The following is a 17,613-nucleotide window of genomic DNA, read 5'->3' on the forward strand; positions in this document are numbered from 1 at the left end:
TTGGCCGGGTTCGACTGAGTGTCCTAACAGCTCCCCGCCATCACGTGCCCTCGCGCCGAAACAGAATAAATCCCACGCGCCGATCAGATATTCCCGCACAGAAAATTCCCAAATTCCCATTCCAAGATTATTTGATACGCCCTGCCTGCGATAATCGGCGCCCCGGCTAACTCCCCTTCAATATAGTTAGTCATGCATATCTTAAAATAGCTATTGATGGAAATCACCTTTTCGCTCGACCACTTCGAGCAACTCGTCTATACGCAACAACACGCACAAGCTTCGGTCCAGCTTGTCACCGCGCTGGCGCTGCTTCAACATAATCGTGGCGAGCTGGACGGCAGCTTCAAAGCCTCCGGCATGGTCGATCTGTCTCCCTGCGAACAACGTCAGCGTTTCTGCACGCGCCTGGCGAGCGCAGCGTCAACGTTGTTCGCCAACCCGGATTTTCAGCCTGTCACCGAGTGTTTCAGGCTGTTCTTCACGCTGCATGAATGGATAGGCATACTGTTCTCGACCACAGCGTTCGGCAATACCGACCATGTCACCCTTCACCTGAATCCTCGCGGCCCCGCGGACACACAGTTTCTGCCCGGCGACACTTTCGTTGAAAAGCTCTGCGTGCTCTATTCGACTGAATCCGAACTGGAACTCGACTTTGCCGCGCTCTGGACATACGACAAAACCATCGCCGCCTGTCTCGCCCTGACTTTGCTGGCGCCTGTATTCAAAGGCTCGGCGAACGCGCACGGCAAGCGCGAAGCGTTGCTGGAATGGCTGCCCGGCAAGCTGCAGCAGATCAACGACCTCGACGATCTGCCGTCGGCCGTGCTGCACAACGCCTATATGTTCTGCAGCTATGCCGACACACCGCGGCGGCATGCGATCAAGCAGGACATCAATGTGCTGGTGCGCCGCAAGCTCGAACAACTCGGCCTGACCGACCTGCCCGCGCCAAAGCGCACACCTGCCAAAGGCAAATCGCGGCGCGGCAAGAAGCCCTTGATGGTGGTCGTGCTTGAGTGGTTCAGCGGCGCCCATTCGATCTACCGCACGCATTCGCGTACGCTCGAAGCTGCGCGCGAACATTTCGAGGTGGTGGGCTTCGGTTTCGGTTACGCGATTGACGAAGTGGGGCGGAACATCTTCGATCGCTTCATCGAACTGGAGCAGCCGGACTACATCGGCGAATGCATGAAAACGATTCGCGACTTTGCCGAGGCCGAACAGCCAGACGTGTTGTACATGCCGAGCGTCGGCATGTTCGTGCTGACGGTGTTCATGTCCAATCTACGCATCGCGCCGTTGCAGATCGCCGCGCTCGGCCACCCCGCCACCACGCACTCAGACAAGATCGATTACATCAGCGTCGAGGAAGATTATGTCGGCGACCCGGCCTGCTTCAGCGAACGCCTGATGAAACTGCCAAAAGACGGGCAACCCTATCGGCCGTCCGTCGCGCTGCCGGACATCGTCGCGCAGATTCCGCCGCCGCGCGAGACGCTGCAGATCGTCATCACGGCCAGCGCGATGAAGCTCAATCCTGGTTTTCTCGATGCTTGCCGCGCGATCGGCGAACGTGCCGCGACACCCGTTGAGTTTCATTTCATGACTGGTGTGCCGCTGGGGCTACCGCTCTACCGACTGCGCGCCGTTGTCACGCGTGCAGTGCCGGGCGCCGTCGTACACGACTTTCACGACTACGCCGCGTATCTGGCGCGCGTCAACCAGTCCGACCTGTTCCTCAGTCCGTTTCCGTTCGGCAATACCAACGGTATCGTCGATGCATTGACGCTCGGCTTGCCCGGCGTATGCAAACGCGGGCCGGAAGTATTCGAACAGATCGACGGCGCGCTGTTCGAGCGCGTGGACATGCCGTCGTGGACCACCACGGACAGCATTGAGGCTTATATCGCTGCGGCCGTCCGAATGATCGACCAGCAAGACGAGCGCACCGCGCTGCGGCAACGCCTGATCGATACACAGGCGGTGCAGCGCTGCTTCGAAGGGCGGCCGGAGGCGTTCGGTGAAAGCGTGCTGAAATTGATGCGCGAAAACAAAAGCCGCCACGTGGACGGGGCGGCTTGAGGCTTGCGGCTTGCGGCTTGCGGCTTGCGGCTTGCGGCTTGCGGCTTGAAGTTTGCGGTTTCGTTGCCGGTTCGAGATTGAGGTAACGCTAGCGAAAGCCGACTGCCCTCGTTGGGAATGCGGTTTTTACTCCGCAGCTTCGCTGGCAGCGCCGCTGGGCGGCGTGGCGAGCTTTGCCGGCGCCAACCAGCTGAATGCGTCCAGCGCCGAACCATGGAACGTGCACTCAGCCGCAGCTGCCGTGGTGGTCTTCTTCGGCTTGGCCGGTTTGAGCGGAGCTGCTTCGCCCCCTGACGCAGCAAGACTCGCGGAGGCGGCCGTAGCAGCAGAAGCCACGCCAGCCGTCACGCCGGAGGCTGCCGCAGCGCCTGAAGCCGGGGAAGCCACCGATACCGCGGACGCTGCGCGCGCACCCGAAGCCGCGCGGGGTGCATTCGCGAGCTGCGCGGCGGAAGCCGCCGCGGATGCCGCCGAGGCGGCCGCAGCCTCCGAAGCCGTCACCACATGCTCGATCGAGCCTTCGACGACCACCCGCGAGCCGTCGATACCGACACCCTTATGAGCGACTTTCAGCGTATCCGGCGACGTTTCAGCCAGCTTGCTTCGCATCAACTGCTCGCATGCATCCGAGTTCTTGTAGACGGCCGTGCAGGCCGCCAGCAGCGCGGCAGCGGTCATGATGCAGGCGATAGGGAGAATCCGAATCTTCATTGATGTTCCGTTTTTCAAGCTGTCGGCAATTGTAGCTTACGGGCTGACGGATCGGCGCCGCGGCGCTCACGGGAGTCGGCACAGGCACGGGCCGGGCCAGCACAGCACAGCACAGCACAGCACAGCACAGCACAGCACAGCACAGCACATGAGCGTAAACATACTGAACTGCCCGGCGCATCGATAGCGCAAGGCAAAAAGACAACTTGACCGCAACGCCTCACGTCGGCATCGTGTTGACCGGCCGCTATGCCGCTTATGCGCTGCCGCCTCTTCAACTGGGCCCACTTCACGGGCGCAGGTCTGTTTCTCCACTGTGCATTGACCGGCTTTCCCGCATGTTCAGCCTTGCCCTGCTCGCCGTCGCAGCTTACGCCGCCACCAATATCGACAACCTTTTCGTGCTGCTCGCCTTCCTTGCCGAAGCGGGCGGCCAGCGGCGTCGCGTAATTGCCGGGCAGTTTGCCGGTTCGCTGGCCTTGATCGTTGGGTCGATTCTGCTTGCCGCGTTGTTGACGCGGTTACCCGCCGGCTATGTCGGTTTGCTCGGCATTCTGCCGATCGCCGTGGGCCTGACCAAGGCATGGACACGCTTTCGCCCCGGCAACGTGGATCCGGACGAAGAGGCGCAGGCCACAGCACACACGAATGTACCGGGCACATCGACTACGGCCGGCGCAGGCTCGTCATGGTGGACAGTCGCGTGCGTGGCGGTCGCCAACGGCTCGGACAATCTCGCCGTCTACGTGCCCCTGTACGCGAGTCATTCGCACAGTGAGGGCATCTTCATCTCGCTGGTGTTCGTCGTGATGATCGGGCTGTGGTGCGCCGGCGCGGTGTGGCTGGTGGAGCATCCGCTGCTGGGCGCGCCGATCCGGCGCTACGGTACTGCGCTGCTACCGCTGATCCTGCTGGTAATCGGCATCTCCGTGATCGTGCAGAACGATACGCTGCGGATCGTGTTCGGTATGTGAGCCAAATGAGTCAAACGCGGAGTCAAACGCGGAGCCACCGATCCAGTCGCCCGGTAATGCGGCGGTCGCGCTGAAAACAGGCGCACATCGTGGGGTGATCCATCCCCAGGACGTGGCAAATACCGCAGGCGCATATGAATATGGCGATTGACGGTTTATTTTCAGGCGGATCGCGGCCGATAATGGGCGCCATGAATACGCACCCCACTCCCCAAGCCCGCGCGCTGCGTTCCACGTTCGCGGCACTCAGCGCGGCACTGCTGCTGGCCGCTTGCGCCGCCCCGACGGCATCGACCTATTCCGCCGCGGCTGATTCTGCCTCGCTCGACGCCGCAATCTCCGGGCCGCAGCGCAGCGACAAGAGCCGCGCACGCGACGTCTATCGCCATCCGAAGGAAACGCTGCAATTCTTCGGCGTGGCGCCGTCGCAAACCGTGCTGGAGATCGCCCCCGGTGGCGGTTGGTACACGGAAATACTCGCGCCCTATCTGCACGACCGCGGCAAGCTGTACGAGGCGCAATACGAGAGCCCGGAACCGGCGTCGGCAGCAGAGGAGCAGGCTGGCCAGGCGCCTTTCGCGCGCAAGCTCGCGGCCACGCCGGCGGTCTATGGCAATGTGGTGGTCGGTACGCTGCGAGCGGGCCAGTTCAGCGGCTTTCCGGCCGATGGCAGCGTCGACGAGGTGCTGACCTTCCGCAATATCCACAACTGGATCAAGGACGGCCAGATCGACGCGAACCTGCGCGCCTTTTATGCGGCGCTTAAGCTGGGCGGCATCCTCGGTGTCGAGGAGCATCGCGCGGCGCCGGGCACCTCTCTGCAACAGACCATCGACACCGGCTATGTGACCGAAGCCTATGTCATCGAACATGCGCGCGCGGCAGGTTTCGAATTGGCCGGCCAAAGCGAGGTGAACAGCAACCCTCGCGACACGAAAAACTATCCGCACGGCGTGTGGTCCCTGCCGCCCACGTATGAAGGCCATGACGTCGATCGGGCGAAATACGCGGCGATCGGCGAATCGGATCGCATGACGTTGCGTTTCGTGAAACCCAGGTGACAGGCATGACCGGCCCGGGTCGCAGCGCGCCCTGGGCAGGATAAGTCCCGGTCGGCAGGTTCTTATCCGCACCGCGCTTGACGTCGTCCTAATAATATGTTCCTATTGCGCACTATGTACCGCGCCCAGACCATCCTATCGCTACTACTAGCCCGCTCTACCGGGCTAGGTCTGCTGCTGCGCGCTTCTATCTGATACACCCGAAGCACCGCTCAATTCCCCAGTAACTGACCCAGCCCCGGTTTCCGACCGGCGGCCATGCTTTGCGTTTTCGTCGTCCGGTCGACACCCAGGTTGATCGAACCCAAGGATGATGAAAATGTTGAAGAACCCTGCTACCAAATATCACTCGTTCAAGCCCATCAATTTGACGGATCGCCAGTGGCCGTCGCGCACCATCACGCGCGCGCCGATCTGGATGAGCACCGACCTTCGTGACGGCAACCAGGCGCTGTTCGAGCCGATGAACGCGCAACGCAAGATGCGCATGTTCAAGACGCTGGTGCAAATCGGCTTCAAGGAAATCGAAGTCGCATTTCCGTCCGCGTCGCAGACCGACTTCAATTTCGTGCGCGAGTTGATCGAAGGTGGTCATATCCCCGACGACGTCACGATCGAAGTGTTGACGCAGGCCCGCGACGATCTGATCGAACGCACCTTCGAATCCTTGCGTGGTGCGCCCCGCGCCATCGTCCATTTGTACAACGCTACTGCGCCGGAATTCCGCCGCATTGTGTTCGGCCTCGAAAAGAGCGGTGTCAAAGAACTCGCGCAAAACGCCGCGCGTACGATGAAGCGTCTCGCCGACGCCGCACCGGAAACACACTTCACGCTGCAATACAGCCCGGAAGTATTCAGCGGCACCGAACTCGAATTCGCCAAGGAAGTGTGCGACGCCGTGTTCGACATCTGGCAACCGACGCCCGAGCACAAAGCCATCGTCAACCTGCCCGCCACCGTTGAAATGGCCACGCCGAATGTCTACGCGGATCAGATCGAGTGGATGCACCGCAATCTCGCGCGTCGCGATTCATTGATTGTTTCCGTGCATCCGCATAACGATCGGGGCACTGCCGTAGCTGCTGCGGAATTGGCAGTGATGGCGGGAGCGGATCGGATCGAAGGGTGTTTGTTCGGCAATGGCGAACGTACCGGCAATGTCGATCTCGTGACGCTTGCGTTGAATCTGTACACGCAGGGTGTCGATCCTGAACTCGACTTCTCGAATATCAACGAAGTCGCACGTACCGCTGAGGAATGCACGCAGTTGCCGGTGCATCCGCGTCATCCGTATGTCGGCGATCTGGTGTTTACCGCGTTCTCCGGCTCGCATCAGGATGCGATCAAGAAGGGGTTTGCTGTGCAGAAACCGGATGCGGTCTGGGAAGTGCCTTATATGCCGATCGATCCGAGCGATCTCGGGCGCACCTACGATTCCGTCATTCGTGTGAATAGCCAGTCCGGTAAGGGTGGGATTGCTTACTTGCTCGAGCAGACTTATGGGGTGGTGTTGCCGCGGCGCTTGCAGGTCGATTTCAGCTCTGCTGTGCAGCGATTTACTGACGCTAGCGGTCAGGAAGTTACGCCTTCGCAGATCTGGGAATTGTTCCAGCAGGAGTATGTGCATAGTGCTGCGCCGATTCACTACGTCGGACATAGTCTTTCTGAGCGCGACGGGCGTGAACATATCAAGCTCACGGTCGAGATTAATGGCTCGCGGCGCGTCCTGAACGGTGAAGGGAATGGGCCGCTTGATGCGCTGATGCATGCTATTGGTGTGCCGGTGCGGATTCAGCACTATGAAGAGCGGGCTTTGACCCAGGGTGCCGATGCTCGTGCTGTGGCTGTGGCTGAGATGGCTGGGGCTGATGTGGCCGGGAGCGCGTTTGGGGTTGGCATTGATGCCAATCTGGTGACGGCTTCTATTCGGGCTGTGATTAGTGGGGTTAATCGAGCCTATGCGCGGGTTAATGTTGATGCCCAAGGGCGGTTTTTTGAAGTTGCACTGAGTGATGATGCGGAGCGGGTGGCTGTATGAGGTTTTTGGTCATTTCTTGATCTGGATTCTTTGGCTTTTGGCTTTTGGCTTTTGGCTTTTGGCTTTTGGCTTTTGGCTTTTGGCTTTTGGCTTTTGGCTTTTGGCTTTTGGCTTTTGGCTTTTGGCTTTTGGCTTTTGGCCTTTCCTTGAATTCTTATTGGTTTATTAGCGTCGCCCCTGTGCGGGGCGGCACTTACTTCTCTTTGCCGCCGCAAAGAGAAGTAAGCAAGAGAAAGCGGCTCACACCGCTAGTTCTTAAGCGGGTCCCCCGGCTTGGAGGGGATAGTGGTACATCTGGAATCTGTGTTTTCGCACATTCCGCGTGAGTGACAAAGGAGTCATGCTTCCCGACTCGCACTGTGTGCTCGCCGGAAGGATCTGCTAGCAAGCCAGCGGTATGTTTTTTTGTCGTGAATTTTTTGAGGGGCGCTTCTGCGCCCCTCTTCTTTTTTGCTGCGCCGCTGTTTGGGGACGGACAGGTCTGTGGTCCGTCGTTCCTTTTATTCCCCGTCATGCCCTCTCTCGGGTCAGCCCCGCTCCGTCCACGCGTCCGGCAAGCTGTGCGTCAGCGTCGACACGAAGCGTTCGGTCTCCCGTTCGCGCGGTTGCATAAAAATGTCGCGCGATGGGCCCTGCTCGACCACTACGCCGTTGTTCAGGAAGACTACGTCTCGCGCAATCGTCGCGGCAAGACGCAAATCATGTGTCGCCATCAACATGGTCATGCCTTCCGTGGCGAGCTGCTTGAGTACTTCCACCACCTCCGCGGCCAATCCGGGATCGAGTGCCGATGTGGGCTCGTCGCACAACAATACTTCCGGCGATGGCGCCAACGCCCTCGCAATCGCTACGCGTTGTTGCTGGCCCCCGGAAAGCGTTGAGGGCCATGCGTCCGCTTTGTGCGCGATGCCTACTTTCTCGAGTAATTCGTCCGCACGTACACGCGCTCTTTCCTTGTCCCACTTCTGTACGGTCAGCAGGCCTTCCATGACGTTCTGCCGCACCGTCAGATGCGGAAACAACTGAAAATTCTGGAACACCATGCCAGTGCGGCGGCGAATCGTCAGCACCGCTTCGCGCGATGGTTTGTGATCGCGGCTGAATTCGAGGCGCTGGTCGCCAAGTTCAAGTGATCCAGCCTCGGGAATTTCCAACAGATTCACGCAGCGCAAAAGCGTACTCTTGCCGCTGCCGGACGGGCCGATCAGCGCGGTAACGTTGCCTGACGCGAGTTGCAAGTCCACCGAATTCAGGACCCGATTCTCGCCGAAGTACTTGTCGATCTTTTCCAGTCGAATCATCAGTTGCCCACCTGGAAAAGTGCATGACGGCCGAACTTGCGCTCAAGCCGCACTTGTGCCGACGACAACACCGAACTGAACACGAGATAAACCAGCGCCGCTTCGGTGTACAGAATCAACGGTTCATATGTCACCGACGCGATCCGCTGCGCCGCCTGGAACACTTCGGGCACGGTCAGTACCGCAGCGAGCGAAGTGTCCTTCACCAATGCAATGAACGAATTCGACAGCGGCGGCAACGCGACGCGCGCCGCCTGCGGCAAGATCGCTCGGCGCAGTGCCTGTGAACGCGTCATTCCCATCGAATACGCCGCTTCCCATTGCCCCTTCGGTATCGACTCGATCACGCCGCGTATCACTTCCGAGTTATACGCGCCGACATTCAGCGAAAAACCGATAATCGCCGCTGTCAATGGATCGAGGACGATGCCGATATTCGGCAATCCGTAGAAAATCACAAACAGTTGCACGAGTAGTGGCGAGCCGCGAAACAGCCATACGTAGAAGCGTACGACCGCCACCGCCCATCCTGGCCCGAACAGCCGCACCAGCGCGACGATGAACGCCAGCGCAAGCCCGATCGCGAACGATACCAATGTGAGCGGCACGGTGAATACGAGCCCCGCATACAACAGGGGCCACAGCGACTGCGCCATCAAATGCAACCATGCCGGCATGATTCAGACTCGCAGGTGGCGCTTATTGGGAGACGTCTTTACCGAAGTACTTCTGCGAGATCTTCGCGTAAGTGCCATCTTTCTTGATGTCGGCGAGCGCCTTGTTGATGGCTGCCTGCAACTCCGGGCTGCCCTTGCGGATCAGCACCGCGGACTTGTCGCTGCTGTCGGCCGACGTATCGAGCGTGGCGATCTTCACTTTCGCGTCCGGCTTGTGCTTCTTGAAGTCGAGGAACGACAGCGAATCGTTAACGGTGGCGTCGACGCGACCCGAAGTCAGCAGATCGATCGATTCGTTGAAGCCCTGCACGGGAATCACTTCCGCGCCATGCGCGGCCGCGATCTTGCCGAAGTTGCTGGTCAGTGTATTGGCCGACTTCTTGCCCTTCAGGTCGTCAAAGCTCTTGATCGTGGTGTTGTTCGAGGCCACGATCAGCGCCGCGTGCGAGGTGATGTACGGGTCCGAGAAATCGTATTTCGCTTTGCGCGCGTCGGTCACAGCGACTTCATTGATCACCGCGTCGTAGCGGTTCACATCGAGACCGGCGATCAGCCCGTCCCATTTTCCTTCGACGAATTGCGGCTTGACGCCCAGGCGTTGCGCGATCGCCGTGCCGATCTCGACGTCAAAGCCGGTCAGCTTGCCGGACTCGTCGTGGTACGTGAATGGTGCGTAAGTGCCTTCGGTGCCAATCTTGAACACGCCCGCGGACTTGATCTGCGCAAGCTCGTCGGCGGCGAATGCCGGGCTCAGGGTCACCGCTTGCAGCAGCGCGATCAGCAGAATGGAACGAATCGACTTCATCAGGTGGCTCCGTAAAGTTTGCTACGTCAGTTGCATGGTTTTGTGTGCGGCATTCCGCCAGCGGTCAGACCCGGCAGAGTGGGCGGACTGTAGCAAACGGTCTGCGTTTTTACAAAGGATCAGGTTTCCGATCAATATGCGCTTGAGTGCTAAGCGGACAGCCAAGGTGTCTCATACAACGGTGAATTCGACTTTACAGCAGATATGACAGACGCGGCATGCATCGCACCACGGAACGCCTGTCGAGCGCCATCGGGGAAAACGCGGGAGGGAGTCGCCGCGGCGAACGCGCAGCGGTGAAAAATAACCGGCACGGGCGGCACTGCGAGGCCGCCCGCCAGATTGCAAACCGCTTACCGCTCCACCGGATGCGGCTCCTTCCGTTTATTGGCCACCCGGATCGCATCGAAGTAAGCCGGATTCGGCGGGCGCTTCAGGTAACGCCCCGCGCCACGCACGGCCCGCAGCTCACCGTCGGTCCATGCCAGCGCGCCACGCGTGAGCGTATGCATCGCCACGCCCTGCACCGTCATCCCTTCGAACACGTTGAAATCGACCTTCTGATGATGCGTCTTCACCGAAATCGTTTTGCTTGCCTCAGGATCCCACACAACCAGGTCCGCATCCGCGCCCACCTGTACCGCGCCCTTGCGCGGATACAGATTGAAAATCTGCGCGGCGTTGGTGGACGTGATGCGCACGAACTCATTCGGTGTGAGACGCCCTGAATTCACGCCGTGATGCCAGAGCACTGCCATACGATCTTCAACGCCGCCACAGCCATTCGGGATCTTCGTAAAGTCTTCGCGTCCCATGGCCTTCTGTGACGCGCAGAACACACAGTGATCGGTCGCCGTGGTGTGCAATTGGCCCGCTTGCAGACCATGCCACAATGCCTCACGATGCTCCGCGGAGCGGAATGGCGGGCTCATCACGTGCGCTGCCGCACGCGTCCAGTCGGGATCGCGATACACCGCTTCGTCGATCACAAGATGGCCCGGCAGCACTTCGCCGAACACCCGAAGGCCCTCGCTGCGGGCACGCGCGATCGCATCGACCGCATCTTTCGAGGACACGTGGACGATATATACCGGCACGCCCAGCACCTGTGCGATGCGAATCGCCCGGTTGGCGGCCTCGCCCTCCACTTCAGGCGGCCGTGACAACGGATGCGCCTCCGGGCCCGTAAAGCCTTTTGCAAGCAACTGACGCTGCAACTGAAACACCAGTTCACCGTTTTCCGCATGCACGGTGGGCAGCGCACCGAGTTCGAGCGAGCGCGAGAAGCTGTTCACGAGCACTTCGTCGTCGGCCATGATCGCGTTCTTGTAGGCCATGAAGTGCTTGAAACTCGATACGCCGTGTTCATGCACCAGCGTGCCCATGTCGCGATAGACCGAATCGTCCCACCACGTCACCGCAACGTGAAAGCCATAGTCCGACGAAGCCTTTTCAGCCCAACCGCGCCATTCCTTGAAGGCCTCCATCAACGGTTGCTTCGGACTGGGAATTACAAAGTCAATGATACTGGTCGTGCCGCCGGATAAACCCGCAGCCGTACCGGTATAGAAATCGTCGCTCGCGGTAGTGCCCATGAACGGCAATTCCATGTGCGTATGCGGATCGATGCCGCCGGGCATCACATACTGCCCGCCCGCATCGACGATCGTGGCACCGGCCGGCGGCTCCAGGTCCGCTCCGATCTGCAGGATCGTACCGCCATCCTCCGGGTCCGCACACAACACGTCCGCACGATACGTGTTCTCCGCGTCGATAATCGTGCCGCCGCGAATCAGGGTCGTCATGTTGCCGCCTCCTTATGAACTGCTGGTTTCGGTGCTACGTACTTCATTCGCTTCTTGTGCGGTCTATGCACGCACCACGCCGGCGCTTGTTCCCTTGCTCAGCTTCATCCATGCGCTATATACGATCGACGCTAACGCGAGTCCGACAAACCATGCATACGTATAGAGCGTGTTGAAAATCGCCGGCACATTCGGGAACGACGCCGGAAACGCGGTATGCAAAAAGCCCGGCAGGTTCGGCAGCACGCCGACCGCGAGCGCCACCACCGCGCCGATATTCCAGCCGCCGGTGTAGCTGTACTCGCCGTGCTCGTCGAACAGTTCACGCGGGTCCAGCCGTGTGCCGCGAATCAGAAAATAGTCGACCATCAGAATGCCCGCCACCGGACCGAGCAAGGCCGAGTACCCGACCAGCCAGGTAAAGATGTAGCCCTGCGTGGTGGCGAGAATCTTCCACGGCATCATCACAATGGCGATGGTCGCGGTAATCATGCCGCCGACGCGATATGAAATACCCTTGGGCCACAGGCTCGAAAAGTCATACGCCGGGCCGACGAGATTCGCCGCGAGATTGCAGCACATCGTATCCAGCGTCAGGATGATCAGCGCGAGGCCGACGCCGATCCCGGTCATGCGGCTCGTCAGGTCGATCGGGTCCCAGATCGCCTTGCCGTAGATCACCACGGTCGCCGATGTCACCACCACGGAGATCACCGAGAGCAGCGCCATTGGAATCGGCAGTCCAACCGACTGGCCGATGATCTGATCGCGCTGCGTTTTCGCAAACCGTGTGAAGTCGGGAATATTCAGCGCGAGCGTCGCCCAGAAGCCCACCATCGCCGTGAGGCCAGGCCAGAAGGTGACCCAGAACAGGCCCTCCTTCTTGCCGCCCTGCACGAACTGCGATGGTGCCGACAGCATCGAGCCGAGGCCGCCCGCCTTCGACGTGGCCCACCACACCAGCGCGATACACATCACGATCTTGATCGGCGCGGACCAGCTTTCGAGCCAGCGAATCGAATCGGTGCCGTGGATGATGAAGTAGATCTGCAGCGCCCAGAACACGAGGAAACACGCGAGTTGCGCGAGCGAGATGTCGAGGAATGGCAAGGCCGCGCCGTGCAGCGCGTTGCCGGTCAGAATATTCAGCAACGTATAGATCGCGCTGCCGCCAAGCCATGTCTGAATGCCATACCAGCCACACGCGACGATCGCTCGCAGCATCGCCGGCAGTTTCGCGCCTTGCGTGCCAAAGGAGGAACGCACCAGCACGGCATACGGAATACCGTGCTTCGCCCCCGCATGCCCGATCAGCAGCATCGGCACCAGCACAATCAGATTGCCAAGCAGCACAGTCGCCACCGCTTGCCACGGCGACATGCCCTCTTCCGTCAAACCGGCCGCGAGCATGTACGAGGCGATGTTCATCACCATCCCCACCCAGAGCGCGGCGAAGTGATACCACCTCCACGTGCGCTGTGCGACGCCGGTCGGCGCAAGGTCATCGTTATAAAGACTGCTGCCCTGCGCGCCGGCCGCAAACTGCGGATCGACGGGTTGCGCTGTCTGCTTCATCGAAAGATCTCCACTGATCGTTGAGGCCCGCGCGGCTTCTAATGGCGCGTCAGGCCTTGAGGGAAAATTACAGGTTCAGTACAAGCGCTTCGTTTCGTTTCCGTTCCTTTTCCTGCAGGTCGCTCATGTTTCAGGCTGCTTTTGCCGCGTGGGCATGCTCGGTGGTTTCAGCCGCGTCTGACTTGTCGCCTTCACCGGCATCCACACGCGCCGGGTTGTTCGGATGCGTCGTCCAGTTAGCGTACTCACCGTTGTCCACACGTTCCATCGTGATGCACTGTTCGACCGGGCACACATGCATGCACAGATTGCAGCCGACACATTCGGAGTCGATCACTTCAAAATGCCGGACGCCAGCTTTTTCTTTCATGATCGCCTGGTGAGCGGTGTCTTCGCACGCGATATGGCAAAGGCCGCACTGTATGCACTTGTCCTGATCGATACGCGCCTTGATGTCGTATTTGAGGTTCAGGTACTTCCAGTCGGTGACGTTCGGCACGGCGCGGCCGCGAATGTCGTCGAGCGTCGCGTAGCCTTTTTCGTCCATCCAGTTCGAGAGACCATCCGCGAGGTCGGAGACGATACGGAATCCATAGTGCATCGCCGCCGTGCAGACCTGCACGCTGCCCGCGCCAAGCACCATGAATTCGGCCGCGTCGCGCCACGTCGAAATACCGCCGATACCGGAGATCGGCAGATTCGGCGTTTCCACGTCACGCGCGATTTCAGCCACCATGTTCAGCGCGATCGGCTTCACTGCCGGACCGCAGTAGCCGCCATGCGTGCCCTTGCCATCGACCATCGGCAACGGCGACATCGCGTCGAGATCCACCGCGACGATCGAGTTGATGGTGTTGATCAGCGACACGCCGTCCGCGCCGCCTTTATAAGCCGCGCGTGAACTGGTGCGAATGTCGCTAATATTCGGCGTGAGCTTGACGAGGCATGGCAGCTTGGTGCCTTCCTTGACCCAGCGCGTGACCATCTCCACATACTCGGGCACCTGGCCCACGGCCGCGCCCATGCCGCGCTCGCTCATGCCGTGCGGGCAGCCGAAATTCAATTCGACCGCATCGGCGCCGGTGTCTTCGACGAGCGGCAAAATCCACTTCCAGTCGCGCTCGTTGCACGGCACCATCAGCGAGACGATCATCGCGCGGTCCGGCCAGTCGCGTTTGACCTGGGCGATTTCCTTAAGATTGACGTCGAGCGGACGGTCGGTGATCAGTTCGATGTTGTTCAGGCCCGCGATGCGCTGGCCGTTCCATTGCACCGCGCCATAGCGCGAGCTGACGTTCACTACATGCGGGTCGAGGCCCAACGTCTTCCACACGACGCCGCCCCAGCCCGCTTCGAACGCGCGGTTCACGTTATAGGCTTTGTCGGTCGGCGGCGCGGAGGCGAGCCAGAAAGGATTCGGCGACGTAATGCCGGCAATCGTACAGCGCAGATCGGCCATGTTCGGCTCCTTGGGGACTGCTGTTTTATCTTGGTGTGATGCGTGGTTTAAGTCGCTTGAGTGGCTTGAGTGGTCTCGGCGGCTTCAGCGATCTCACGCGGCTTTGACGGCGCTGCGCGCGAACTGAGCGTCAATCGCGGCGGCGGCAATCTTGCCGTCCTGCACCGCTTGTACCGTCAGATCGATCCCGCCTGTCGCCGCGCAATCGCCCCCTGCCCACACACCTGGCAGCGAGGTTTGTCCGCTTGCATCGACCGCGATGCGGCTACCGTCGAGCGTCAACAATTCGCGCTCGACGCCCACAGGCACCAGCGTCTGCCCGATTGCCTTGAGCACCATGTCGGCGTCGACCACGAAGCGCTCCTGATTGCCATCGCTCGACGTGCGTTCGAATTCGACTCCTGTGACCACGCCGCCTGCTCCGATCAAACGCATCGGCGTTGCGTGCGTGATGAGCGTGACACCATTGGTCTGCGCGAAATCGCGCTCGGCCCACGTCGCACTCATCGATTCGACGCCGCGTCGATACACCATCGTCACCGACGTCGCGCCGAGCTTGCGGCTTTGTACGGCGGCATCCACTGCCGTATTGCCGCCGCCGATCACGACGACCCGGCGGCCCACCGGCACAGTGCCGAAGTCACGCGCGGTGCGCACCTGTTCGATGAAATCCACGGCGTTCATCACGCCGCTCAGGTCCTCGCCTTCCATCGCCAATGCGCGCACGCCCGTGAGACCGATCGCGAGGAACACCGCATCGTGCTGCTTGCGCAGCGCCTCGAGGTCCACGTCACGCCCAAGCGCCACGCCATGTTTGATCTCGATGCCGCCGATCGAACACAGCCACTCCACTTCGCGCTGCGCAAAATCGTCGACGGTTTTATAGGCAGCAATACCGTACTCGTTCAGACCACCCGCTTTCTCGTGGGCGTCGTAAACGGTGACGTCATGGCCGGCTAGCGCGAGACGGTGCGCGCATGCGAGTCCAGCCGGCCCCGCGCCCACCACCGCGACATGGCGCCCCGTTTCAGCGGCGCGCTTGAACAGCGGTTCACCCCGCGCCATCGCCCAATCGGTCGCATGACGTTGCAGCGCGCCGATTGCGACTGGCTTCGCATCCTGATGGTTGCGAACGCAAGCACCCTCGCACAGGATCTCCGTCGGACAAACGCGCGCGCACATGCCGCCCAGCGGATTCGCCGACAGAATGTCGACCGCCGCGCCCTTCAGATTGCCGTTGCTGATCTTGCGAATGAAACTCGGAATATCGATCTGCGTCGGACACGCGTTCACGCACGGCGCGTCGTAACAGTAGTGACAGCGGCTTGCCGCAGCGGCTGCGGCACTTGCGTCGAGCAACGGCGCGATATCGGAGAACTCGCACGAGAGTTGATCGGCCGATAGGCGCTGAGGCGCAATATCGCCGGTTTGCTTGATGGCCATACACGTTCCTTCTTCAATGTGAGGACGTAGCCGTTCCTGCCGGCTGCGCAGAAGCGGAGCCGGGACGGCATGTTTATGGGCACTACGGTGAGGCGGGTGCATCAAGCGCAACCGCTATCACTACCGCTATAGCGTTATGAAACCGGCTCGCACGCTCGCTCGAGCATGGCGTGCAGCAAGACGTTCGCGCCCGCTTCGATCCATTCGAAGGTTGCGTCCTCGATCTCGTTGTGACTGATCCCGTCGACGCACGGCACGAACACCATCGAAGTCGGCGCCACTTGCGAGAGATAGCAGGCGTCATGTCCCGCACCGGACACCATGTTGCGATGCGGGTAGCCAAAGCGTTCGGCCGCGGCGCGTACCGACTTCACACACGCCTCGTCGAAAGCGACCGGCGCGTAGTAAAAGATCTGCTCAAGTTCGGTTTCCAGACCAATCGTGCTCGTGATCTTCGCCACGCCCTCGCGCAATGCGGCATCCATCTTCGCGAGCACGGCGTCATCCGGATGACGGAAATCGACCGTGAAGAACACACGTCCCGGAATCACATTGCGTGAGTTAGGATAGACCTGCATCATGCCGACCGTCGCGCAGCCGAACGGCGCGTTGTCCAGCCCGATGCGATTGACCAGATCAACCACGCGCGCGGCGCCGAGCAACGCATCGCGACGGTGCGGCATCGGCGTCGGACCCGCATGCGCCTCCTGCCCCGTCAGCGTGATCTCGTACCAGCGCTGACCCTGCGCATCGGTCACCACACCAATAGTTTTCTGCTCAGCTTCGAGAATCGGCCCTTGTTCGATATGCAATTCGAACGCCGCATGCAAGGGACGGCCGCCGCAAGGAACATCGCCCGCATAGCCGATGCGTTTGAGTTCCTCGCCGATGGTTTTGCCGTCCACGTCCTTGCGCGACAGGCCGTAGTCCAGTGTAAAGACACCGGCGAATACGCCCGAGGCGACCATGGCGGGCGCGAAGCGCGAGCCTTCCTCATTGGTCCAGATCACCACTTCAACCGGATGCTCGGTCTCGATACCGTGATCGTTCAGACTGCGGATGACCTCGAGTCCGCCGAGCACACCGTAGATGCCGTCGAAGCGGCCGCCGGTCGGCTGCGAGTCAGCATGCGAACCGGTCATGACCGGCAACGCAGCGGGATTACGCCCGGCGCGCCGCATGAATACATTGCCCATCTGATCGACCGTGACCGTGCAACCCGCTTCCTTCGCCCAACTGACGATCAGGTCGCGGCCCTGTTTATCGAGGTCGGTCAGCGCCAGCCGGCATACACCGCCTTTGGGCGTTGCACCGATCTTCGCCATCGTCATCAGGCTGTCCCACAGCCGCTTACCATCGACCTTGATCGATGTAGCGGGCGCCGCTTGTTTCAGCGCTTCGGATACCGCGTTCATTCGTCTCGCTCCTTTCGGTGAACCGACATGAAACTGGTGCATTGGCGGCAAGTTTTGGGGCGTGGCCGCACGGCGGCGGTGCACGCTCGATACCTTCGATCGCCTCTTAGACAGAGGGCAAACCCTGGGGCATCTCCCGCTCTCTCAATCCTGTCCAGTTGGACAGGTTGTAGACGATTAAGCCCGCCAGATCAATACCTTTCGTACGGTGACAAACATAGCGAGAAGCGTGCCATTGCACTGCAGCACGCATTTGCCGGC

13 protein-coding genes are annotated in these 17,613 nt (G+C 60.5%); 4 read left to right on the forward strand and 9 right to left on the reverse strand.

Going from position 1 to position 17,613, the window contains the following annotated elements; translation table 11 throughout:
- The first annotated feature begins 213 nt into the window (after window positions 1–213).
- Window positions 214–2,088 (forward strand): glycosyl transferase family 1, encoded by a 1,875-nt coding sequence (locus PQQ52_RS30580; protein WP_408219984.1) that lies wholly within the window; start codon window positions 214–216, stop codon window positions 2,086–2,088.
- 126 nt (window positions 2,089–2,214) lie between these two features.
- On the opposite strand, the gene PQQ52_RS30585 is transcribed toward PQQ52_RS30580, so the two are convergent.
- On the reverse strand, window positions 2,215–2,799 hold the full coding sequence (locus tag PQQ52_RS30585; protein WP_408219987.1) for a hypothetical protein: 585 nt from the start codon (window positions 2,797–2,799) through the stop codon (window positions 2,215–2,217).
- Between the two features lie 338 nt (window positions 2,800–3,137).
- Between PQQ52_RS30585 and PQQ52_RS30590 the strand changes: the two genes are divergently transcribed.
- From PQQ52_RS30590 to leuA, 3 genes are all read left to right on the forward strand, one after another.
- Window positions 3,138–3,773 carry a cadmium resistance transporter gene (locus tag PQQ52_RS30590; RefSeq protein WP_408219990.1) on the forward strand — a complete coding sequence of 212 codons (636 nt, stop codon included), beginning with the start codon at window positions 3,138–3,140 and terminating at the stop codon, window positions 3,771–3,773.
- Window positions 3,774–3,955: 182 nt separating this feature from the next.
- Entirely contained in the window at window positions 3,956–4,834 is an 879-nt protein-coding gene (locus tag PQQ52_RS30595; protein WP_408219993.1) for a class I SAM-dependent methyltransferase, read from the forward strand.
- A 319-nt stretch (window positions 4,835–5,153) separates the two neighbouring features.
- Window positions 5,154–6,872, forward strand: a complete 1,719-nt coding sequence (leuA, locus tag PQQ52_RS30600; RefSeq protein ID WP_408219996.1) for a 2-isopropylmalate synthase — start codon at window positions 5,154–5,156, stop codon at window positions 6,870–6,872.
- 527 nt (window positions 6,873–7,399) lie between these two features.
- On the opposite strand, the gene PQQ52_RS30605 is transcribed toward leuA, so the two are convergent.
- The 8 genes from PQQ52_RS30605 to PQQ52_RS30640 form a co-directional block, all read right to left on the reverse strand.
- Window positions 7,400–8,173, reverse strand: coding sequence for an amino acid ABC transporter ATP-binding protein (locus tag PQQ52_RS30605; protein ID WP_408219999.1), 774 nt, complete (start codon window positions 8,171–8,173; stop codon window positions 7,400–7,402).
- On the reverse strand, window positions 8,173–8,850 hold the full coding sequence (locus PQQ52_RS30610; protein WP_408220002.1) for an amino acid ABC transporter permease: 678 nt from the start codon (window positions 8,848–8,850) through the stop codon (window positions 8,173–8,175). The genes PQQ52_RS30605 and PQQ52_RS30610 overlap by 1 nt, the downstream gene beginning before the upstream one ends.
- 22 nt (window positions 8,851–8,872) lie before the next feature.
- The gene (locus tag PQQ52_RS30615; protein ID WP_408220004.1) at window positions 8,873–9,655 is read right to left on the reverse strand and encodes an amino acid ABC transporter substrate-binding protein; all 783 of its coding nucleotides are present in this window, start codon (window positions 9,653–9,655) and stop codon (window positions 8,873–8,875) included.
- Window positions 9,656–10,008: 353 nt separating this feature from the next.
- Window positions 10,009–11,460, reverse strand: coding sequence for a dihydropyrimidinase (gene hydA, locus PQQ52_RS30620; RefSeq protein ID WP_408220007.1), 1,452 nt, complete (start codon window positions 11,458–11,460; stop codon window positions 10,009–10,011).
- Window positions 11,461–11,523: 63 nt separating this feature from the next.
- The gene (locus tag PQQ52_RS30625) at window positions 11,524–13,035 is read right to left on the reverse strand and encodes an NCS1 family nucleobase:cation symporter-1 (RefSeq protein WP_408220010.1); all 1,512 of its coding nucleotides are present in this window, start codon (window positions 13,033–13,035) and stop codon (window positions 11,524–11,526) included.
- 130 nt (window positions 13,036–13,165) lie between these two features.
- On the reverse strand, window positions 13,166–14,494 hold the full coding sequence (preA, locus tag PQQ52_RS30630; RefSeq protein WP_408220013.1) for an NAD-dependent dihydropyrimidine dehydrogenase subunit PreA: 1,329 nt from the start codon (window positions 14,492–14,494) through the stop codon (window positions 13,166–13,168).
- Window positions 14,495–14,587: 93 nt separating this feature from the next.
- A complete protein-coding gene (locus tag PQQ52_RS30635) occupies window positions 14,588–15,937 on the reverse strand; it encodes an NAD(P)-dependent oxidoreductase (RefSeq protein WP_408220016.1) in 1,350 nt (449 codons plus the stop codon).
- Between the two features lie 134 nt (window positions 15,938–16,071).
- On the reverse strand, window positions 16,072–17,352 hold the full coding sequence (locus PQQ52_RS30640; RefSeq protein ID WP_408220019.1) for a Zn-dependent hydrolase: 1,281 nt from the start codon (window positions 17,350–17,352) through the stop codon (window positions 16,072–16,074).
- Window positions 17,353–17,613: the final 261 nt, after the last annotated feature.

Origin of the sequence: Paraburkholderia sediminicola, assembly GCF_046030555.1 — a bacterium.
Classification (GTDB): domain Bacteria; phylum Pseudomonadota; class Gammaproteobacteria; order Burkholderiales; family Burkholderiaceae; genus Paraburkholderia; species Paraburkholderia sediminicola_E.